This is a genomic window from Thalassovita sp. (assembly GCF_965218685.1).
Classification (GTDB): domain Bacteria; phylum Pseudomonadota; class Alphaproteobacteria; order Rhodobacterales; family Rhodobacteraceae; genus Thalassobius.
In genome coordinates this window covers 1,971,117-1,992,710 of sequence record NZ_OZ244657.1, presented here as the reverse complement: position 1 = coordinate 1,992,710, position 21,594 = coordinate 1,971,117, and the positions used below count along the sequence as shown (strand labels likewise).

General features: G+C 61.2%; 19 protein-coding genes. 2 read left to right on the top strand and 17 right to left on the bottom strand.

The window, feature by feature from the left end; all coding sequences use genetic code 11:
* Window positions 1–57: 57 nt before the first annotated feature.
* From ACOQOQ_RS10000 to ACOQOQ_RS09975, 6 genes are all read right to left on the bottom strand, one after another.
* Window positions 58–981 carry a branched-chain amino acid ABC transporter permease gene (locus ACOQOQ_RS10000; protein WP_420566853.1) on the bottom strand — a complete coding sequence of 308 codons (924 nt, stop codon included), beginning with the start codon at window positions 979–981 and terminating at the stop codon, window positions 58–60.
* A gap of 12 nt (window positions 982–993) precedes the next feature.
* Window positions 994–1,884, bottom strand: a complete 891-nt coding sequence (locus ACOQOQ_RS09995; protein WP_420566852.1) for a branched-chain amino acid ABC transporter permease — start codon at window positions 1,882–1,884, stop codon at window positions 994–996.
* 69 nt (window positions 1,885–1,953) lie between these two features.
* On the bottom strand, window positions 1,954–3,159 hold the full coding sequence (locus ACOQOQ_RS09990) for an ABC transporter substrate-binding protein (RefSeq protein WP_420566851.1): 1,206 nt from the start codon (window positions 3,157–3,159) through the stop codon (window positions 1,954–1,956).
* A 23-nt stretch (window positions 3,160–3,182) separates the two neighbouring features.
* Window positions 3,183–3,881 (bottom strand): ABC transporter ATP-binding protein, encoded by a 699-nt coding sequence (locus ACOQOQ_RS09985; protein WP_420569754.1) that lies wholly within the window; start codon window positions 3,879–3,881, stop codon window positions 3,183–3,185.
* Between the two features lie 53 nt (window positions 3,882–3,934).
* Complete coding sequence (locus tag ACOQOQ_RS09980) at window positions 3,935–4,693, bottom strand: ABC transporter ATP-binding protein (protein ID WP_420566850.1); 759 nt, start codon at window positions 4,691–4,693, stop codon at window positions 3,935–3,937.
* A gap of 83 nt (window positions 4,694–4,776) precedes the next feature.
* Window positions 4,777–6,405: an acyl-CoA synthetase gene (locus ACOQOQ_RS09975; RefSeq protein WP_420566849.1), complete on the bottom strand. Its 1,629-nt coding sequence runs from the start codon at window positions 6,403–6,405 to the stop codon at window positions 4,777–4,779.
* Window positions 6,406–6,594: 189 nt separating this feature from the next.
* Between ACOQOQ_RS09975 and ACOQOQ_RS09970 the strand changes: the two genes are divergently transcribed.
* On the top strand, window positions 6,595–8,574 hold the full coding sequence (locus ACOQOQ_RS09970; RefSeq protein ID WP_420566848.1) for a PAS-domain containing protein: 1,980 nt from the start codon (window positions 6,595–6,597) through the stop codon (window positions 8,572–8,574).
* Window positions 8,571–9,287: a winged helix-turn-helix domain-containing protein gene (locus ACOQOQ_RS09965; protein ID WP_420566847.1), complete on the top strand. Its 717-nt coding sequence runs from the start codon at window positions 8,571–8,573 to the stop codon at window positions 9,285–9,287. Before ACOQOQ_RS09970 ends, ACOQOQ_RS09965 begins: the two co-directional genes overlap by 4 nt.
* 3 nt (window positions 9,288–9,290) lie before the next feature.
* Here ACOQOQ_RS09965 and ACOQOQ_RS09960 read toward each other — a convergent pair whose 3' ends face one another.
* From ACOQOQ_RS09960 to ACOQOQ_RS09910, 11 genes are all read right to left on the bottom strand, one after another.
* Window positions 9,291–10,340, bottom strand: a complete 1,050-nt coding sequence (locus ACOQOQ_RS09960; RefSeq protein ID WP_420566846.1) for a phosphotransferase family protein — start codon at window positions 10,338–10,340, stop codon at window positions 9,291–9,293.
* Window positions 10,337–11,947 carry an AMP-binding protein gene (locus tag ACOQOQ_RS09955; protein WP_420566845.1) on the bottom strand — a complete coding sequence of 537 codons (1,611 nt, stop codon included), beginning with the start codon at window positions 11,945–11,947 and terminating at the stop codon, window positions 10,337–10,339. Before ACOQOQ_RS09955 ends, ACOQOQ_RS09960 begins: the two co-directional genes overlap by 4 nt.
* On the bottom strand, window positions 11,940–13,148 hold the full coding sequence (locus ACOQOQ_RS09950) for an acyl-CoA dehydrogenase family protein (RefSeq protein ID WP_420566844.1): 1,209 nt from the start codon (window positions 13,146–13,148) through the stop codon (window positions 11,940–11,942). Before ACOQOQ_RS09950 ends, ACOQOQ_RS09955 begins: the two co-directional genes overlap by 8 nt.
* Before the next feature lie 9 nt (window positions 13,149–13,157).
* Window positions 13,158–13,901 carry an SDR family NAD(P)-dependent oxidoreductase gene (locus ACOQOQ_RS09945; protein WP_420566843.1) on the bottom strand — a complete coding sequence of 248 codons (744 nt, stop codon included), beginning with the start codon at window positions 13,899–13,901 and terminating at the stop codon, window positions 13,158–13,160.
* A gap of 84 nt (window positions 13,902–13,985) precedes the next feature.
* A complete protein-coding gene (locus tag ACOQOQ_RS09940) occupies window positions 13,986–15,476 on the bottom strand; it encodes a flavin-containing monooxygenase (protein ID WP_420566842.1) in 1,491 nt (496 codons plus the stop codon).
* A gap of 18 nt (window positions 15,477–15,494) precedes the next feature.
* Window positions 15,495–16,364 carry an alpha/beta fold hydrolase gene (locus tag ACOQOQ_RS09935; RefSeq protein ID WP_420566841.1) on the bottom strand — a complete coding sequence of 290 codons (870 nt, stop codon included), beginning with the start codon at window positions 16,362–16,364 and terminating at the stop codon, window positions 15,495–15,497.
* Window positions 16,365–16,558: 194 nt separating this feature from the next.
* On the bottom strand, window positions 16,559–17,323 hold the full coding sequence (locus ACOQOQ_RS09930; RefSeq protein WP_420566840.1) for an SDR family NAD(P)-dependent oxidoreductase: 765 nt from the start codon (window positions 17,321–17,323) through the stop codon (window positions 16,559–16,561).
* 15 nt (window positions 17,324–17,338) lie between these two features.
* On the bottom strand, window positions 17,339–18,094 hold the full coding sequence (locus ACOQOQ_RS09925) for an SDR family NAD(P)-dependent oxidoreductase (RefSeq protein WP_420566839.1): 756 nt from the start codon (window positions 18,092–18,094) through the stop codon (window positions 17,339–17,341).
* A 185-nt stretch (window positions 18,095–18,279) separates the two neighbouring features.
* Complete coding sequence (locus ACOQOQ_RS09920) at window positions 18,280–18,996, bottom strand: ABC transporter ATP-binding protein (RefSeq protein WP_420566838.1); 717 nt, start codon at window positions 18,994–18,996, stop codon at window positions 18,280–18,282.
* Entirely contained in the window at window positions 18,993–20,720 is a 1,728-nt protein-coding gene (locus tag ACOQOQ_RS09915; protein ID WP_420566837.1) for an ABC transporter permease subunit, read from the bottom strand. The genes ACOQOQ_RS09920 and ACOQOQ_RS09915 overlap by 4 nt, the downstream gene beginning before the upstream one ends.
* Window positions 20,707–21,576, bottom strand: a complete 870-nt coding sequence (locus ACOQOQ_RS09910) for a branched-chain amino acid ABC transporter permease (RefSeq protein WP_420566836.1) — start codon at window positions 21,574–21,576, stop codon at window positions 20,707–20,709. Before ACOQOQ_RS09910 ends, ACOQOQ_RS09915 begins: the two co-directional genes overlap by 14 nt.
* Window positions 21,577–21,594 lie beyond the last annotated feature (18 nt).

The following is a 21,594-nucleotide window of genomic DNA, read 5'->3' as shown; positions in this document are numbered from 1 at the left end:
TGTGAAGCTCCTGATACAAAGGATTGGAACGGCGGCCCCGTGCGGGGCCAGCCGATGTCAGAAGGATTTGCGCAGCATCTCGCGCAGCTCGCCGACGATGCCGCGGCGAAAGGCCAGAACGCACAGAACGAAGATCACACCCAGCACCACCGGCACCCAGGCGCCTAGCGGCCCCGATGCAAGGTAGTTCTGCAAAGTGATGATGACCCCCGCCCCGACAGCAGGCCCAACAATCGTGCCAAGCCCACCCAGCAGCGTCATCAGCACCACCTCGCCGGACATGTGCCAATGTGCATCGGTCAACGAAGCCAGCTGGAACACCACCGTCTTGGTCGCGCCCGCCAGACCGGCCAGCGTGGCGGACAGAACAAACGCCAGCAGCTTATAGCGATCCACGTCATAGCCCAGCGAGGTCGCGCGGTCCTCGTTATCGCGGATCGCACTGAGCACCTGGCCAAAGGGCGAGTGTACGGCGCGCGCAATCACGAAAAACCCAACGGCAAAGATCGCCAGGACAAAATAGTACATGTTCACGTTATCCTGCAGATCGATCAGCCCCAGCGCAGTGCCACGCGGCACGCCTTGCAGGCCGTTCTCGCCGCCAGTGAAGTCAGCGCTGATGAACAGGAAATACACCATCTGGGCCATGGCCAGGGTGATCATGGCAAAGTAGATCCCCTGCCGGCGGATTGCCAACAGGCCGATGGCCAGGCTCAGCACGCCAGCGGTGATTGCGCCAACCAGGATGCCCAGTTCGGTCGGCAGCCCCCAAACCTTCAGCGCATGGCCGGTGACATAGGCCGCCCCGCCGAAAAAGGCCGCATGACCGAAGGACAGCAGGCCTCCGTAGCCAAGGATCAGGTTGAATGCGCTGGCAAACAAGGCAAAGCATAGCAGTTTCATCAAGAAGACGGGATAGATCACGAAGGGCGCAACCAGCAGCAGCGCGATCGCAATGAGATAGGCGATTTTGGAATTCATAACGCGCTCCGATCAGGCGGTTTTGCCGAACAGGCCGGCTGGTCGCAGGACCAGAACAATTGCCATGACGACAAAGATGACGGTTGAGGATGCCTCGGGCCAGAAGACCTTGGTCAGCCCTTCGATGACGCCCATGGCCAGGCCTGTGACGACAGCTCCCATGATCGAGCCCATGCCCCCGATGACGACCACGGCGAAGACCACGATGATCAGGTTCGAACCCATCAGCGGGTTCACCTGCGTGATCGGGGCGGCCAACACTCCGGCAAAGGCAGCCAGGGCAACGCCATAGCCATAGGCCAGCGTTGTCAGCAGCGGCACGTTCACGCCAAAGGCTTGTAAAAGCTTGGGGTTTTCAGTGCCCGCCCGCAGATAGGCACCGATCTTGGTACGCTCGAACAGGAACCAGGTGAACAGGCACACCGCCAACGAGGCCACCACGACCCAGCCGCGATACCAGGGCAGGAACATGAAGCCCAGATTGATGCCGCCTTGCAGTTGCGGCGGCGTGGGATAGGGCAACCCGGAAGAGCCGAACAGCTTGACGAAGGTGCCCTCGATCACCAGGGCCAGGCCAAAGGTCAGCAACAGGCCGTACAGATGGTCCACCCCGGCCAGTCGCCGTAGCATCAGACGCTCCAGCAGCACGCCGAAAACGCCCACCACGACGGGCGCCACAATCAGCGCGCCCCAATAACCGATGCCCAGATAACGCATCAACGCCAGGGTCACGAAGGCCCCCAGCATGTACAGCGCGCCATGGGCGAAATTCACGATATTCAGCAGCCCGAAGATGACCGCCAAGCCCAGCGAGAGAACCGCATAGAAGGCTCCGTTGATAAGTCCCAGCAACAGCTGGCCGAAAAGAACTTGGGGCGGGAAGCCCAACAGGTCTGTCAACATGTCCCGATTGTCCCGGATATAAGTGTTGCGGGGACCGGCAGGCGCAGACCGCCTGCCGGATTGGTCAGGTTACTTGGTCGCGCAAGTGGATTCCGACAGAGGGCCAAAGGCCTCTTCTCCCGGAATGGTACGCACGATCTTCAGCAGGTCCCATTCTCCGCTGGAGTCCGCAGGCGCCTTGACCTCGGCCAGGTACATATCGTGCACCATGCGGCCATCGCTGCGCAGCACGCCGTTCTTGGCGAACATGTCCTGCACCGGCATCTCGCGCATCTTCGCCAGGACCACGTCGGTGTCATCTGAACCGGTGGCCTCGATGGCCTTCAGATAGTGGCGCACGGCCGAGTAGGTACCGGCCTGGATACCGGTGGGTTTCTTGCCGGTCTTCTCTTCGAACTTGGCTGACCAGGCGCGGGTCTCGTCGTCCATGTCCCAGTAGAAGCTGACGGTCATTTGCAGGCCGCGGGCGACCTCTTGGCCAATGGACTTGACGTTGGGCAGGAACACCAGCAGGCCGGCGATCTTTTGGCCAGCAGCGACCACGCCGAATTCATGCGCGGCCTTGATGGCGTTCACCGTGTCACCGCCTGCATTGGCCAGACCGATGATCTTTGCACCCGAGGCCTGGGCCTGCAGGATGAAGGACGAGAAATCCGACGAGGGGAACGGGTGCTTGGCAGCCCCCACGACCTTGCCGCCCTCGGCCTCGACCACGTTCGAGACATCACGCTGCAGCGCCTCGCCAAAGGCATAGTCAGCCGTCAGGAAATACCAGCTGTCCCCGCCCTCTTTGACGATGGCCGAACCGGTGCCCACGGCCAGCGCGCGGGTGTTGTAGGTCCAGTGCAGGCCGGTGGGAATGCAGGCGTCATTGGTCAGCGGCGAGGACGCCGCGCCCGACACAAGGGCGATCTTGTTCTGTTGCTTGGCAACTTCGAACACGGCCAGCGCAACCGAGGTGGTCACCAGCTCGGCAAAGGCATCCACCTGACCGGTGTCACCCCATTCGCGCGCCTTGTTAGCGGCGATATCGGCCTTGTTCTGGTGGTCGGCAGTGACGATTTCGATGGGCGCGCCCGCGACAGTGCCGCCGAATTCGTCAATCGCCATCTGCGCAGCCACAACGGTGCCCTGCCCCGCAATGTCCGAGTAGACAGCCGACATGTCGGTCATCAGGCCGATCTTGACCACGCCATCGCTGATCTGAGCGGCAGCGGCCGATGCCAGCATTGCGGCGGCGGACACACTGGTCGCCAAGGTTTTGAATAGTTTCATGATTTCTCCTCCGAAAGGGTCGTTTAGACTGTTAGGTATTCGTCGAAGACGTGCTGCTTTTCCTGCAGTTCGTCCTGGTGAATGACGGCGGCGATATGCCCGTGATCCATGATGAAGTGGCGGTCGGCCAATGGCGCAGCGAAGCGAAAGTTCTGCTCGACCAGCACGATAGTATAGCCGCGGGTTTTCAGTTCGATCAGCACCTCGGCCAGCTTGTCGTTGATCACGGGGGCAAGGCCTTCGGTGATCTCGTCCAGCAGCAGCACATTGGCGCCGGTACGCAGGATGCGGGCCATGGCCAGCATCTGCTGTTCACCGCCCGAAAGGCGCGTGCCCTGACTTTTGCGGCGCTCGGCAAGGTTGGGGAACATCTCGTAGATTTCCTCGACCGAGATGCCGCCGGGGGCCACGCTGGGGGGCAGTGTCAGGTTTTCCTCGACGCTGAGACTGGCGAAAATACCCCGTTCCTCGGGGCAATAGCCCACGCCGATATGCGCGATCGTGTGCGGGGCCGAACGGATAGTTTCCTGCCCCTTGAGCATGATCGAGCCGGTCCGCTGAGGCAGCAGCCCCATGATCGAGCGCAGGGTGGTTGTCCGACCCGAACCATTGCGGCCCAGCAACGTGACCAGCTCGCCCTGATCAACGGTCATGTCGATGCCATGCAGCGCGTGACTTTCGCCATAGAACGCATGCAGGTCCTGAATGCGCAGCTCTTCGATATGTTCGGACAGGTGTTGGCCGCCCAGCTCGTGATTTTCGATGGTTTGCGTGGTCATGCCGCTTTCCCCATATAGGCTTCCTTGACGCGCGGGTCGGCTGATACTTCCTGATAGGTGCCCTCGGTCAGGGTGGCGCCGCGCTGCAGAACGGTGATCGTGTCACACAGGCGCGAGACGACGCTGAGGTTGTGTTCAACCATCAGGATCGTGCGCCCGGCCGAAACCTTGCGGATCAGTTCGGTCACCAGCTCCACATCCTCGCGGCCCATACCTTGCGTCGGTTCGTCCAGCAGCATCAGCTCGGGCTCCATCGCCAGGGTGGTTGCGATTTCCAGCGCCCGTTTGCGGCCATAGGACATGTCGGCGACCTGACTGTCCGAGAACCGTTCCAGACCGACCATGTCCAGCAGCTCTTCGGCGCGGTCGTTCAGCGCGTTCAGCGACGCGACTGATCGCCAGAAATGGAACGAGGTCCCCAGCTTGCGCTGCAACGCCACGCGCACGTTTTCGCGGGCAGTCATATGTGGGAAAACCGCCGAGATCTGGAACGAGCGGATCACACCCATCCGCGCGATCTCGGCCGATCGGGCGCGGGTGATGTCCTGACCGTTATAAGTGATGGTCCCGCGGGTTGGGGTCAGGAACTTGGTCAGCAGGTTGAACACGGTGGTCTTGCCGGCGCCATTGGGCCCGATCAGCGCATGTATCTGGTGGCGCTGCACCCGCAGATCAACCTGATCAACGGCGGTAAAGCCTTTGAATTCCTTGGTTAATCCTTTGGTTTCAAGAATGTATTGTCCGGTATTGCTCATGGTTTTTCACCCAGAAAAAAATGGGGGGCGCAGGAGGGAGGACCCTGGCCCCCCGGGATTGGGGGGAGAGGCGATCAGGCCGCTTAAAGCGCCCGCGCTCGATCGCGCAGTACGAACTTCTGGACCTTGCCCGTCGAGGTTTTCGGCAAGTCGCCGAAGATCACCGTTTTGGGGGCCTTGAAGCGGGCCATACCCTGCCGACAAAACCCGATGATGTCCTCGGCGCTGGCCTCGGCTCCGGGTTTGAGGGCGATGAACGCACATGGCGTCTCGCCCCATTTGTCGTCGGGGCGCGCGACCACTGCGGCCTCCATTACGGCCGGATGCTTGTAAAGCACGTCCTCGACCTCGACCGAGCTGATGTTCTCTCCGCCCGAAATGATGATGTCCTTCGACCGATCCTTGAGTTCGACATAGCCATCCGGATGCATCACCCCCAGATCGCCACTGGCGAACCATCCGCCCTTGAAAGACTTGTCCGTGGCCGAAGGGTTTTTCAGATACCCCTTCATCACATTGTTGCCGCGCATGAAGATCTCGCCCATGGTTTCGCCGTCGTGGGGCGTGGGTTCCAGCGTATCGGGGTCGGCAACCATCAGGCCGGACAGGGCCAGGTTCTTGACCCCCTGGCGTGATTTCAGCGCCGCCTTTTCGTCGTCAGAATGCGCGTCCCACGCCCCTTTCCATGCACAGACGACCGAGGGACCATAGGTTTCGGTCAGCCCGTAGACATGGGTGACGTCAACACCCATGGATTCCATGTTGGCGATCACTGCTGCAGGCGGGCTGGCACCAGCGGTCATGACCTTGACCTCGTGGTCGAAGTCCTTCAGCGCATCCGGCGCATTGGCCAGCATGTTCAGCACGATCGGAGCGCCGCAGAAATGCGTGACTTTCTCGTCGCGGATCAGCTGATAGATCGGTTCGGCCCGCACCGCACGCAGGCACACGCAAACGCCCGCATTCGCAGCAATGGTCCAGGGAAAACACCAGCCATTGCAGTGGAACATCGGCAGCGTCCACAGGTAGCGCGCGTGATGCCCCATGCCCCAGGTAACAATGTTGGACAGCGCATTCAGCATCGCGCCGCGGTGGTGATAAACCACGCCCTTGGGATCACCCGTGGTCCCCGAGGTATAATTCAGACTGATCGCGTCCCATTCGCTGTCCGGCATGACGGGGGTAAACTCGTCCGAGCCTTCGGCCAGCAGCGCATCATAAGTCAGATCACCGATCAGGCGCCCGCCGTCAAAGCTGGGGTCCTCAATGTCCACGACCAGCAAATCGTCACGTCCGGTCATCTTGATCGCCCGGTCCACCACTTCCGAGAATTCGGGGTCCACCAGCACGGCCTTGGCCTCGGCGTGATTAAGGATAAAGCTAATCGCCTCGGCATCCAGGCGGGTGTTCACGGTGTTCAGAACTGCACCGCACATGGGCACGCCAAAATGGGCCTCGAACATCTCGGGGATGTTGGCAGCAATAATCGAAACCGTGTCGTTCTTACCGATACCGCGCCCTGCCAGCCCGCTGGCCAGCTGCTTCATGCGGGCAAAGGTCTGCCCCCAGTCGCGACGGATATCGTTGTAAACCACGGCGGTATATTCGGGATAGATCGCGGCAGTGCGCAGGGCGAAACTCAGCGGCGACAGCGCTTCGTAATTCGCGGCGTTGGCCTCCAGCCCCGCAGTGAAAATGCCAGTATTCGACATGAAGTTCCTCCTCTAGGCGCCGCACCGGGGTCACTGGTCCACGGGCGGCAGGAGGAATTACTCATATCGGTCTTGCGAAAGTTTGCGTCGAATGTACTCAATTGTGACACGGCCCAGAATAGACTTGGTAAATGACCTCGCTTGCCCGATCATTGCCGCATAAAGCACGACGAAACCTCGGAGTTCCCGGTGGCCAAACAGACCAACAAGATCGAAGATGCTGTCCATGTCCTGGAAGGGCTGGAGCATTTGGATCAGGGAATTACCATTTTTGATCAAGATCTTAGGATGATTGCGTGGAATCAGAAGTTCCTTGATCTTTATGGCTATCCGGCGCGCATGGCCTATCGCGGTGCCCCTTTCGAATCCTTCATCCAGTATAATGCCGAGCGCGGAGAATACGGCCCCGGAGACGTCGCGGCCCTGGTGCGCGACCGGGTGGAAAAAGCCCGCACCTTCACCAAGCACCAGATCGAACGCGTCACCTCGAACGGGGCGACCATCACCATCGCGGGCAACCCACTGCCCAATGGCGGCTTCGTGACGACCTATACGGACACCTCCAACCACGCGCGCCAAAAAGAGGTGCTCAAACAACAGGTGGACGAACACAGCGCGCGGCTGAAACTGACCGAGGAAAGGCTGAGCCTGATCGCCGACGAGGTTCCCGCTGGCATCGCCCATGTCGATAAGAACATGACGCTGCTTTACATGAACAAACGCTTCGCGCGGGCCTATCAGGTGGACCAGAAACAGGCCGTCGGGCTGAATGTCTTTGACCTGCTGCACAGCAACACCATGGAGGAATCGGCCCGCTTTTTCGAGCAGGCCCGGCGCGGCATCCTGGTGGATTTCGAGATGCGGATCGAGCTGCCAGGCGGCCGCTTCAAGGACATCCGTACGCTGCTGCGCCCGGACAAACCCTCGGACGGCGAGGTGATCGGGTTCTATCTGGTCTCGATCGATGTGACCCGGCGCAAATCCACGCTGAACGCGCTGATGCGGTCACAGAAAATGGATGCGCTGGGACGGATGGCCAGCGGTATCTCGCATGATTTCAACAACCTGCTGACGATCATTCTGGGCAATCTGACCCCTCTGGCCGAACAGATCGCCGACGACCTGGTCGAAGAGTTCGTCACCCCTTCGATCTCGGCGGCCAAGCGTGGGTCGTCGCTTACACGGCGAATGGTGACCCTGGCCCGGCGCGAACAATACGATCCCGCCCCCACAAATATCGGCAAAGCCATCCGCGATATCTCGCGCCTGCTGGAATCCTCGGTGCCCGAAACGCTGACGATTACGCGGCAACACGGCCCCGATCTGCCGTTGGCGCTGGTCGATCTTGCCCAGCTGGAGATGGCGCTGCTGAACCTGACGCTGAATGCACGAGATGCCACGAACAGCGCCGGACAGATCGACATCTGCGCGGAAGCCTTTGAAATGACGGCCGATATCTCGGATATGACACGTCTTCCCATGGGCACCTACGTGCGTATCCGCTTTTCCGATGATGGCTGCGGTATCCCCCCCGAAATCGCCGACAAGATTTTCGAGCCGTTTTTCACCTCGAAGGCAGCTGGCGCGGGCTCGGGACTTGGGCTGTCGATGGTTTATGGCTTTGTGCAGCAATCGAACGGGGCGATCTTTGTCGACAGTGCGCCGGGGCAAGGCACGACATTTTCGATCCTGCTGCCCAGTGTGGCCGTTCCCCAGGAAACCGCGCCCAAGCCACCCGAACCAGCGCCCGAGCCTGCGCCGACGGACCAAGACACCGGCCTGGCCCTTTTGGTGGATGACGATATCGACGTGCGCCGCACGGTCCGCCGCAAGATCGCCAGCCTGGGCTTTGCCGTGGTCGAGGCCGGGGATGCAGACGAGGCCATCAACCTGATACAACAGATCCAGGATATCGCGGTTGTGGTGTCCGATATCGACATGCCCGGCACCATGGACGGGCTGGGGCTGGCTCATCGTTTGCGCAGCCAACACAAGCAGATCAAGGTCGTCCTGATGAGCGGCCAAACCCGCCCCGAGGCCTATGGCGATCTGCGCAACGACGTGCCATTTCTTTCCAAGCCGTTCGAAGCCTCGGACCTGTCCCGGGCGCTGGGACTGGACGACAGCTCTGATCAACATCCCCATCTGGCCGAGACCAGCAAGACATGAAGACACTCATCTACCTTCTCGAAGACGATCCCGATATTTCAAGGCTGATATCGCGTACGCTGGGCACGCAAGGGATGGAAGTGGTCTGCCTGCGCCGCCTCTCGGAATTCGAGATCGCACTGAAACAACGCACCCCCGACCTGTGCCTGATCGACCTCAGCCTGCCGGATGGGGATGGGATGTCTTTGCTGGGCCAGTCAGGCAAGCTGCATTCATTGCCGAAAATCGTGGTCACTGGACGCGGAAACGTCACGGACCGGGTCGTGGGGCTTGAGATTGGCGCGGATGACTATGTGGTCAAACCCTTCGAGCCGCGCGAACTGGTGGCTCGCGTACGTGCAGTGCTGCGGCGGGTTTCGGCGGCCCCGACCAAGGCGCCCCCGACGCCGCGCAACGTGGTCCGTTTCGGCGAATGGCAGGCCGATTTCGATGCCTGTACCCTGACCCACACCGACGGCAGCGCTGAAACGCTTAGCTCCTCCGAGGCCTCGTTGCTGCAAGCCTTTGTGCTGTCAAGCGGGCGGGTATTAAGCCGCAATCAACTGCTGGACGCCACGGTCGGGCACCATGACGGCCCGTTCGACCGCAGCATGGACGCCCGCATCAGCCGCCTGAGGAAAAAACTGCGGGATGACCCGGGCGCACCCAAGCTGATCCGAACGGTGTACGGGGCCGGTTACGTGTTCTCGGCTTCGGTTCAGGATATCAGCTAGGCCCTAGGCTTTGTCTGCGTCCAGAACTTCCAGCGCACGGATGGCAAAGCGACGGGACAGAGGCGCCAGCTCGGATGCGTTATCGCCCGAGGCAACACCCGCCAGCGCCCGTTCAGCGATACCCACAAAGATCACTGCAAAGCGAAACAGGGCAAAGGCCTTGTGGAAGGGCTGCAACGGCCCGACGCTGGGCAGATGGGCGTGATAATGGGCGACGAATTCCTCTTCAGTGGGAATGCCCAGTGCCTTGCGATCCAGATCCAGCACCCCGCCATATTCCGCAGAGCTGGTGTTCCAGGGCATGCAGCAGAACCCAAGGTCGGCCAAGGGGTGTCCGATCGTGGACAGCTCCCAATCCAGCACGGCGACGACGCGTGGCTCGGTCGGGTGGAACATCATATTGCCAACGCGGAAATCCCCGTGCGCGATCGAGATCTGTCCGTCATCCTCGGGCAGCGTGGCCTCGATGCGTTTACGCAACTCGCGCAGCTCGTCCAGACCATCCAGGGTCGAGGCATCCAGCTGACCGGACCAGCGCCGGACCTGCCGTTCGAAATACCCGCCAGGACGGCCAAAATCGCCAAGACCCACCTCGTCCGGGCGCACGGCATGCATTTTCGCCATTGTCTCGGCCACTGACAGATACATCGCGCGGCGATCTTCGGGCGAAACGCCGGGGATGTCGGCGGTGTCGAACACCCGTCCTTCGACGTAATCCATCAGATAGAACGGTGTTCCGATCAGGTCGCGATCCTCGTAGAACAGCACCGGCTGAGGCACCGGCACCGGCGTCGGGCCCAGGGCCTCTTGTACGCGATATTCACGGTCGATCGCATGGGCGCCCTTGGCCACAATGCTGGGCGGTTGTTTGCGCAGGACCATTCGGCGATCACCCAAGGTGATCCGATAGGTCGGGTTCGACTGTCCGCCGCTGATCCGGTCGAAACTGACCGGGGCACCCGGCGCACCCAGTCGGGTCCGCAGAAAATCGGCCAGTGCGTCAGGGTCGAAATCCAGGCTGCCGTTGACGGTGATGGTGCTGTCCAGGGTCATGTCCGGGCCTCTTGAGTTTGCGTTGCAAGATCCGAGGCCGTTTGGCGCAGCTCGAATTTCTGGATTTTTCCCGTCGCAGTCTTGGGCAATTCGGTCACCACAAAGCGTTTGGGCACCTTGAAACCCGCCAGGATCGCACGGCAATGGGCCTTTAGCGCGTCCTCGTCGAGATCCGCATCGGGGCGGGTTTCGACAAAGGCAAAGGGCACTTCGCCCCACTTTGGATCAGGGGCGGCCACCACGGCAGCCAGGGTCACATCCGGATGGCTGTGCAGCGCGTCCTCGACCTCGAGGCTCGAGATATTCTCGCCGCCCGAGATGATCAAATCCTTCGAGCGGTCACGGATCTCGATCTGGTTATCAGGATGTCGCACGGCCAGATCCCCAGTGTGGAACACTCCGCCGGCAAAGGCCTTCTCCGTGGCCTCGGGGTCTTTGTGATAGCCGTTCATCAACGTGTTGCCCTGCAGCGTGATCTCGCCCAGGGTCTGGCCATCTGCGGGCACTTCGCGGCCCTGATCGTCAACCACCCGCAACAGGTTGGCCGAGATATGACGGGTCCCTTGGCGGGCAAGCATCTGCGCCCGCTCTTGGGGGCTGGCGTCCTGTTCGGCGCTGTCTAAACGGCGCATCGTGGCGGGGCCAAAGCATTCAGTCAGGCCATAAAGGTGAATGAATTCAAAGCCCAAAGCCTCCATCTGTTCGATTAGGGCACTGGTTGGCACAGCGCCCCCGCTGGCCACGCGCACCGGGATCGACGGGTCGCGGTCCGCACGTGCGGGGTCGTTCAGCAGCATGTACAGAACCACCGGCGCGCAGGCCATATGGGTCACTGCGTGCTGCTTGATCAGGGCAAAAATGTCGACGGGAATGACCTTGTCCAGACAGATTTGGACACCGCCCACAGCGGTTATCGCCCATGTGTGGCTCCAACCGTTCACATGGAACATCGGCAGGGTCCACAGGTAAGAGGTCTCGGCCGTGAAACCCAGGGAGATGACGTTGCCCAGCGAATTCAGGTATGCGCCCCGGTGGCCCAGCAGCACGCCCTTGGGACGGCCAGTGGTTCCCGAGGTATAGTTCAACGCGATCGGCTGATGTTCGTCCGTGATCGCCGCGGCGAAGGCGCATTCCGTGACGGGCGAGGCATCCAGAAGGCAAAGCCCCTCGGAGGATTTCTCGGTAGGAGGAAAGACAAATCGACGAAGACCAACCTTGTCTGCTGCCTTGCCCGTTACGTCCGCCCCGGCCGGATCGGCCAGAACCAGTTTCGCCCCGGAATGGGACAAGATGTATTCCACAACGCCCGGATCCAGACGTGTGTTCAGCGCATTCAGCACCGCCCCAACGGCCGGAATGGCGTAATGCGCAGCCAGCATTTCGGGCCGGTTGCCAGACATGACCGCCACCGTATCACCCGGCCCCACACCGTTGTCGCGCAGCATCTGGGCCATGTCGCTGACAATGCCGGCGAACTGGGCATAGCTCCAGCTGCGGCCGCGCCAAATGACGGCGGGATTATTGGGGAAGGCCTCAACCGCGCGGTCCAGAAAATCCAGCGGAGTCAGCGGGCGGTGATTGGCGGCATATGTCGCGATCTCAGCCATCTGTGGCGTCCCACGACCAGAAGTCGCGCCCCAGGTTGTTCAGGTGGCGGCTCAGCACCATCTTGTGCACCTCGTCCGCGCCATCGACCAGACGGGCCTGACGGGCATAGCGATAGATCCATTCCAGCGGCGTATCGGTGGAATAGCCCCGCGCGCCGTTCAACTGGATCGCCACGTCAGCGGCCTGATGCAGCAGGTTGGCCACGTGGATTTTCGCCATCGAAACTTCTTTTTGACCATATCGACCCTGGTCAATCTCGTAGGCGGCTTTCATCACCAGCAGGCGGCCGATTTCGATGTCCATGGCCAGTTTTCCCAGCATCATCTGGACGCTTTCACGCTCGATCAGTTTGACGCCAAAACCCATCCGGGACGAGGCATAATCGGTGGCAATCTCAACGCAGCGTTTGGACAGGCCCAGCCAGCGCATACAGTGGGTCAGACGTGCCGGGCCCAGACGGGCCTGCGTGACCTTCAGACCGCGACCCTCGCCCATCAGGACATCCGCGTCCGGGACTCGCAGTCCATCAAAGATCATCTCGCAGTGACCGCCATGTTCCTCGGGGCCCATGATCGGGATGCGGCGTTCGATGTGCCAGCCGGGGGTGTCCTTGTGGAACTGGAACGCTGTCAGACCACGGCGCGGATCATCCGAGGTGCGCGCCATCAGGGTGAAATGCGCGGCGCCTTCAGCCCCGGTGATGAACCACTTGCGGCCCTCGACCACCCAATCATCGCCATCGCGTGTGGCTTTGGTCAGCATCATACCCGGATCCGAGCCGCCACCGGGATGCGGCTCGGTCATCGCAAAGGCCGAGCGCACGTCGCCATTCACAATCGGGGTCAGCCAGCGTTTTTTCTGATCCTCGGTGGCCAGCATGTCCAGCATCATCATGTTGCCGTCATCCGGCGCGGCCGAGTTGAACACGACGGGACCAAAGATGGACCGGTTCATTTCCTCATAACAAACGGCCATGCCCATTTTGCCCAGGCCCTGCCCGCCCCATTCGCGGGACACTTGCAGCGCCCACAGGCCTTGCGATTTGGCCTTGGCGCGCAGGGGTTCCAGCGCGGCCTCGGAAATGTTGCCATGTTCGTCGAAATTGGCGCGATCTGCCTCGACAGGCAGAATTTCCGCCTCGACAAAGGCGGCGATACGGGCGCGGTAATCTTCGACCGCAGGCGATAGGGTGAAATCCATCAGGAACCTCTACAGGCTGGAAACAAGGTGGCCGCCGTCCACGGGCAGGGCGCAGCCGGTCACATAGGCAGCCCCCTTGGACAGAAGCATGAGAAGGGGCGCATCCAGGTCAGCCAACTGGCCCAAACGGCGCTGCGGAATGCGGCGGATCAGGGCCTTACCGGCCTCGGTTTCGAAAAATTCGCGATTCAGGGGCGTCTCGATATAGCCCGGACACAGCGCGTTGACGCGGATGCCATAACGCGCCCATTCCAGCGCGTGGGCCTTGGTCAGCTGGACCAGCCCGGCCTTCGAGGCGGTATAGGCGGACACGCCCCCTGCCACCCGCAGACCCAGGATCGAGGCGATGTTGACGATCGCCCCGCCCTGCCCGCGCGCCTTCATGCTGCGCGCCGCGGCCTGCGAGACTAGGAAAACCCCTTTGAGGTTGGTATCAATGACCATGTCAAAGACCTCTTCGGTCATGTCCATGGCCGCACCGTCCCCGGCGACACCAGCGTTATTGATCACCACGTCCGGTGGGCGGATCATGGCTTCGAACGCGGCATCAACCGAGGCGGCGTTGGTGACATCCATCTTCAACGGTTCTGCACTGCCGCCCGTCAGGGCGATCTGGCTGGCCAGGTCTGCAACCTTGTCCAATCGGCGCGCGGCCAGCAGGACATGATAGCCCTGACCGGCCAGAAGACGCCCAAAATGTGCGCCCAGCCCGCTTGAGGCCCCTGTGACCAGGGCAGTTTTCTGTGAAGTCATATTCACGCTCGTCAAAAGAAGGATGTCAGGCGGCGGACGCCCGAAGGGACAGAGGGGAGCGTGCCCCGGGCGTCCGCCATTCGCTTACTCGGCAGCTGTTGCGGGCTGACCGACATAGCCTTCGGGATGGAAGGTGCCGTTTTCATCGCGGAAGGCATAGGCAAAGTCAGGCCACAGCACCGTCAAACGGTCGCTTTCAGGATCGCGGTACCAAAACTTGCATCCGCCCTCCATCCAGACTGTACCCGAGGCACGTTCCTCGATCCCGTCAAGATAGCCAGCCTCGGCTTCAGGCGTGGTTTCCAAAACTTCGAAGCCCTTATCCTTAGCGTAATCCAGCGCACCCAGGATGTAGTCAACCTGAGCCTCGATCATGAAGACCATCGTGTGGTGGCCAAGACCGGTGTTCGGCCCCAGAACCATGAACATGTTCGGATAGCCCGGAACAGCGATCGAGTCATACGCCTGCATGCCGCGATCCCATTGATCGGCCAGCTTTTTGCCACCTTTGCCATAGACCACATGGGCCACAGGCGGTTGCGGTGCCTCGAACCCGGTCGCAAAGACCAGAACGTCAACGTCGTATTCGTTGCCGCTGACTGCCACGCCCTTGCCGCCATCAACGCTGGCCAGCGCCGAAGTTTCCAGTGTCACGTTGTCCTGATTGAACGACGGGAAGTAGTTGTTGGCGATCAGAACACGCTTACAGCCGATCTCGTAATCAGGGGTCAGCTTGGCGCGCAGTTCTTCGTCAGGCACCTGATCCGCCAGATGTCCCAGAGCCATGTCACGCGCTTCGGCCAGGGCCGTGGGCACGTTGCGGCGCTGTGCAAACATGGTTTCACCGAACCAGAAGATATCCTCGCGCAGCTTGTCCATCGTTTCGGGCAGACGCTCGAAGGTACGCTTTTCGGCCTCGGTATAGGCGCGATCCGGACGGGGGATCACATAGGGCGCGCTGCGCTGGAACATCACCACCTCAGCGGACGTCTTGGCCAGCTCGGGCAGGATTTGCAGGGCCGAGGCCCCCGAGCCTACGATGCCCACGCGCTTGCCTTCGATCGACACCGAGTGATCCCATTTCGACGAATGGAACGAGGCACCGGTAAAGCCATCCAGACCCGGAATATCGGGCAGAACCGCATCGGCCAGAACACCGGTCGCGGTGATCATAAAGCGCGCGCGCCAAGTGCCCAGCGGGGTTTCAACGGTCCAGCGCTGGGTTTCATCGTCCCAGGTGGCTTTTTCCAGGTTCGCACCGAAATGGATATGCGGAACCAGCCCCGATTTGCGGGCGCAATCACGCAGGTATTCCCAGATCTCGCCACCGGGCGAGAAAACACGGCTCCAGTCCGGTTTCGGCATGTAAGAGAACGAGTAAAGGTGCGAGGGCACGTCACAAGCAACACCCGGATAGGTATTGTCGCGCCATGCGCCGCCCACGTCGTTGGCGCGTTCAAGGATGACGAAATCGTCCTCGCCGTGCTCTTTCAGTTTCATCGCCATGCCCAGCCCGCCAAAGCCAGCACCGACGATGATGATGGATGTCTCGTGGATGATGTTTGTATCGGTCATCTTGGTCTCCTCCGGGCCTTAAGGTTTCACAGCGGGAATGCTTTCCCCGGCCGCGTATTCATCGGGGTTCATGTTGAACCGGTCGACAAGGCGCGTCACCTCGGCAGAGCGTTCAAAGACCACCGCGTGGCCCGAGCCGACCTCGGCATAGCGGGCATCATCAATCATCCCGAACAGCCCACGGCAGTGGTGTACGGCGACCATCTGGTCATAAGTGCCTGCGATCACCAGCGTCTTGGCCTTGATCTGAGGTACCAGATCCGAGATGTCGATGCGGGCGTTCAGCTCCATCTGGGCGTCAACGAATGCATCCAGCGGCATCGCGCCTGCGGTCATCATTTCCACCGTTTTGTCGGCCAGGAACGGCGCGCCAAAGGCTGCATAGATCGTGTAGTCGTTGATCTCGGGGACACCGGCGTTGCGCAGGGCAAACCAGGTGCGGTTGAAGAAGGTCATCATCGTGTCGGTCTTGGCCCAACCAGCCAGCAGCACGAGATTCTGAACCGCTTCGGGGTTCCGCGCGGCCAGAGCTGCGGCAACCACGGCCCCCAGCGAGAAGCCCAGCAAGGTCACCGGCGTGTCACCGCAGCTGTCCTTGATGACGGCCAGAACCTGGGCCTCAAGGTGCTCCAGTTCCAGCTTTTCGCCTTCGGCCACAGGCATCGCCATGTCCAGCGAGATGACCCGGTGGCGCACAGCCAGCATCGGGAAAATGAAACCGAAATGGCCCATGGTGGACCCCGACGAGCCGTGCACCAGCACGATCGGCGGCGTATCCGTGTTGGCCTGACCGGCCTCGTGATAGGTAACCGAGACCCCGTTCACCTCGATCTGGCGGGTCTCAACACCCACGGCCATGGCCGGTGCGATGTTCTCTGAATCTTTCACAGTTGCTCCTCCTTTGTCTGGCCACGCGCCAATTGGCTGCGGGCAAACATCTGAATTATCGGCCCTTCCCGCGCGGTGCGGTTCAGGGCGGTATTGCGCGTCCTTGTGGTGATGCTAGCGCGCCAATTCAGACGGGTTTGGCATCTTGGGCACGATTGATTTGCAGCGCGGGCAGCCCCTGCCCGCGCCTTGGGTCAATACCCGGTCGAGGGTCGCATCAGATCGCGACGTTCTTCGATCGGGGTTTCGTCGAACACCGCCTGGGCGCCTGCGTCGTCCTCGCGGACAAACCAGTGGACCTTGCGTTCGCTCAGCGCCTCTCGCACCGTTTCGGCCACCATCGCGGGGGTGACATGCACGCCAGCCAGTTCAACCGATTTGGCTGCATGATCCGCCTTGCTCAGCATCGGGGTATCCACATAGCCGACCATCAGATCGCACACCCAGATGCCTTGTCCCTCCAGCTCGATATTCAGGGCTTCGGTCAGGCCGCGGATGGCGAATTTGCTGGCCGAGTAGACGCCCAGGTCCGGCACCCCGTATATGGCGGCGGCCGAGCTCATGGTGATCACGCGCGCATCCCCGTGGGCCTGCAAAAACGGCAGGGCGGTGTGAATGCAGTTGATAACACCGGTGACATTAACATCGATCACCGACTGCATCCGCTCTGGCGAAGCTTCGGCAAAGGGATGCATGTCCAGCAACCCGGCCGAGTTGAAAAGCCCGCCCAAACGCCCGTCAGGTCCGGCAAAATCGGCCAGCGCATCACGCAAACCGCCGCGATCCAGAACGTCCACGCAATAGCCCCGGGCCATTCCACCCAGTTCCTCGGTCAAGGCCTGTACTGCTTGGCCATCGCGGTCGGCCAGACCCACGCGCCACCCATTTGCGGCCAGCAAGCACGCCGTGGCCGCTCCGATACCCGACCCAGCGCCGGTAATGAAAATGTTGTTGCTCATCTTGTGGTTACCCGATCAATCGACGAACTGACCGCCGGCCGAATACAGCGTCTGGCCGGTGGTATAGCTGCTGTCACCTGATGCCAGGAACAGCGCGGCATCGGCTTGCTCGCGGGCGGTGCCGTTGCGACCCATCGGGGTCAGGCTCATGGCCCATTGATCCTCTTCGCTGCCCTTGGGCACGTCCCACATCGGCGTTTCAGTAAAGCCGGGGGCCAGAGCGTTGACGCGGATGCCGGTAGCGGCCAGTTCCAGCGCCATCACCTTGGTCATCATGATCACACCGGCCTTGGCCACGCAGTACGGCCCCGAGCCGGGGATCGGGATTTTCCCCGCGGTCGATGCGATGTTGACGATGGTCCCACCGGTGCCCTGCGCCATCAGCTGATTGGCAAACGCCCGCGAGGAGCGCAGAACGCCCTTCATGTTGATGTCGATCATCAGATCGAACGCGGACATTTCCATTTCCAGAATCGGCATGGGATCCTGACGGATGCCAGCGGCAAAAACGCCTGTGTCCACCTTGCCAAATGCTTCGACTGCGGCGGAAACCATGTTCTGGCATTCTTCATCCGAGGTCGTGTTCACCTTGACCTGCATCGAAGTGCCACCGATGTCGGCGATCAGCTTTTGGGTCGCGTCGCTGGGATTCAGGTCAGCCAAAACCAACTTTGCGCCTTCTTCGGCAAATCTCAGGGCGACCGCTTGCCCGATCCCACTGGCTGCACCGGTCACCAGGGCGACCTTGCCTTCAAGTTTCCTGGTTGTCATGATTTCACTCCCTCTGATCTTGTGACTTGCGGCCAAGGCTAAGGCAGAGGACAGAGTGAACTTGCTGCGCCAAGCGCGATGATTTTGCGCTGCGGGCACAGCCTGTGCTGCCCTTTATGCACAAACGGCAAACAGGCGCCTTGAGACCAAGACGCCTGCACGCAGACCACAGCTTACGGAAGGGATTATGCTGCGGTATCAGCCTCGCCCAGATCACCGAGGTACAGATGGTGCAACATCTCGGGATCATTCAACAAAGTTGGGCAATCGCCCTCGTACACGATCTGGCCACGACGCATCACATAGGCCCGGTCGCCGATCTCGAGCGCGAGGTTGGCAAACTGTTCGACCAGCACCACAGCAAGGCCCTGATCGGCCAGACGGCGCACACCTTTCATCAAACGGCTGACCACTACTGGAGCAAGCCCTGCGGACATCTCGTCGATTAAAACCACCCGCGGGCGACCCACCAGGGCACGACCGATCACGACCATCTGCTGCTCGCCACCCGAAAGCATCATCGACAGAACATCGCGGCGGGCCAGGAGTTCGGGGAACAGCTCATAGACCTCGTCCAGGCTGCTGTCCTCGTGCATGCCAACACGCAGGTTTTCTTCGGTGGTCATCGAGCCAAAGATGGTCCGGCCCTGTTCCACATGTGCCACCCCCGCCAGCGCACGCGCACCGGGTTTCAGCTTGCCGACATCATTGCCTGCCAGCACGATCGTCCCGGCCGAGACCGGCGCCACGCCCGAGATCCCCTCGAGCAAGGTTGTTTTCCCTGCCCCGTTGGCGCCCAGCAGAACGCTGATCTCTCCGGCGCGGGCGATAATGCCCAGATCACGCACCACGGGGATTCCGACACGCTTGATTTCCAGCCCTTCGGTTTCCAGAACGTTCATTCCGCTGCCTCCTCGTGTTCGAAATCAATGCCCATATAGGCCTTTTTCACCACCGGTAGATCCAGCACCTCTTCGGTCGGGCCTGCGGCCAGAACGGTGCCGAAGTCCAGCACGGTTACTTCCGAACAAGCGGTGCGGACAAGATCCATATCGTGTTCGATCAGCAGCACCGAACTGCCGAACCGCGCGGGGATTTCGGCGATGCGTTTACCCAGCATCACGGCCTCGGCATAGGACTGACCGGCGGCCGGCTCGTCCAGCAGAATGACCGGAGGCCGCGCGGCCACAACGCCCGCCACATCCAGCAGACGGCGTGCGCCCGAGTCGACCGAAGTGATCAGCACATCGGCCGAAGGACACTCCAGCCAGGCCAGAACCGCGTCGATTTCCTGATCGCTCAGTCCCCCGCCCGAGGCCAGGTTCACGTATTCGCCCACTGTCAGTTCAGGCGCGATACGGGTGGTTTGCCATGTGCGGCGCAGACCCGCCCGGGCGCGCTGAGCAGCCTGCAGACCGTTTACAGACTCCCCTTGGAACAGCACATCTCCCTCATAGCCATGCAAGAAACCGGTGATGGCGTCCACACAGGTGGATTTACCCGCGCCGTTGGGACCAATCAGGCCGACAACAGTGCCTTTCGGTACCACGATATTGGCGCTGTTCAGGGCCACGACATTACCGTAGCGCACAGTCAGATCACGGGTTTCCAAGGCAATCTCGGCCCCCGCATCGGGACGTGCAGCAGGCAGGCATTCGGGGCCAGAGCGCGGACCAGAGCGTTCGCGGCGCGGCATCACCTTGCGGCCCAGACGAGCGAAGGTTTCGCTGATAGTCTCGCCCGTGCTCAGCGCCTGAACGGCACCCAGGCCAAAGACCACACTGCCCAGATCCTGCGGCAGCGACAGACGGCGCAGCAGCTCGGGGAACAGCGCAACCAGAATACCGCCCAGGATGGCCCCCAACGGGAAATGCGCGCCAACCATGGTCGCCACGGCGAACAATACCAACGACTGCATCATCGAGAAGTTATCGGCCAACAGCGTGCCCATATAACCCGCCAGCAAACCGCCTGCGATCCCCGAGATAAAGGCACTGATGGCAAAGGCGCTAAGCTTGGCTCCGGGTACGGAAACACCCAGCGACGCTGCCGCTCGCTCGGAGTGGCTGACGGCCAGCCACGAAGCCCCCAGACGCGAGCGCGAGACGAACTCCAGCGCGATTGCAACGACGCCATAGATCGCCAGCACCATGATGAAATAGCCGCGATCACTGTCAAAGCCCGACGGACGAGCAACCATTTGGAACGTGGTCTGACCGGGATAGGTGATGGTGCCCAGCACCACGCCAAAGGCTACAGCAAAGCCAAGCGTCACAATGGCCAGGTTGATGCCCCGCAAACGCAGCGCGGGCAGGCCGATGATCAAACCGAAGGGCAGCGCCGCCAGACCACCGATCAGCAGCCAAACCAACAGGCCCCCGGGAAAGTTCATCACGTTCAGATAACCCACGGTCCAGGCACCAACGCCGGCAAAGCTCATTTGACAGAGCGAGATCATGCCCGCGCGGCCAACTACCAAGCCAAGGCTTTGCAGCGACATGCCGATGATGAACACGGCCGTCAGCAGGAAAATCCAGTAATTCGGCAACAATGTCAGGCACAAAGCACCGACAACGATTACCATGGCCGCCGTTTTCAGGGCGGCGTGAATGCTATCGCGCTTCATCCCAACGCGCTCCTCTTTGTGACCACATAAGTACGGTCAGAATGACCAGGAAAGGCACGGCGGCCCGGTATTGCGCCAGGCCGACAAAGCCCGACGCCAGCCCTTCGATCACGCCGATAGCGATGCCGCCGATCAGCGCGGCGCGGAAGCTGTTGAACGATCCAACCAGCGCGGCCGCGAATGCAGGCACGACCAACAGGCTGAGCGAGCCGAAATCAGGCGAGCGTAGCGGCGCCACAAGTATCAGCGCGATGGTCGTCATGGCCCCCGAAAGAGCCCAAACAGCGATGGCCAGACGGCGAACGGGGATGCCCAATAGTTCGGCCGCCATGGGACGCTCGGACAGGGCACGCAGTTGCAGACCGGTGCGGGTACGCCCCAGGAATTGCTCGACCGCGATGGTCAGCACAATGGCCAGACCGATCGACACAAGCGAGGCCGCCGTGATCGTCACTCCTGCCAGCTGCAGACCAGCGCCGCCAACAAGATCGGGGAAAGCGCGCGGATGCTGCCCACCTGTCAGACGCAGGCCAAGGGCGATGATACAGACCAGCAAGGCGGCTGTAACGGCAGCTTTAACTGTTTGATTAGACCCGGAAAACCAGATGGTGGTGACAAACCCGACCGCAACCGAGGCCGCCGTCCCAGCAACCAGGCCGGTCAGCACGGCAGGCACCATGGGATAGCCCAGCTCGGTCAGCATAACCATGACGAAAGCGCCAACCGCCCCAAGCGCGGTCGCGGTGAAATTCACCACGGCAACCAGCCGGTAGGTGAAAACAACGCAGACCCCCAGGATTGCGTAGGCTCCGCCGGCGGACAGGCCGGCCACTGCGGATGTAAGAAGTGAATCCATTAGATTTTCCTTGTCAAA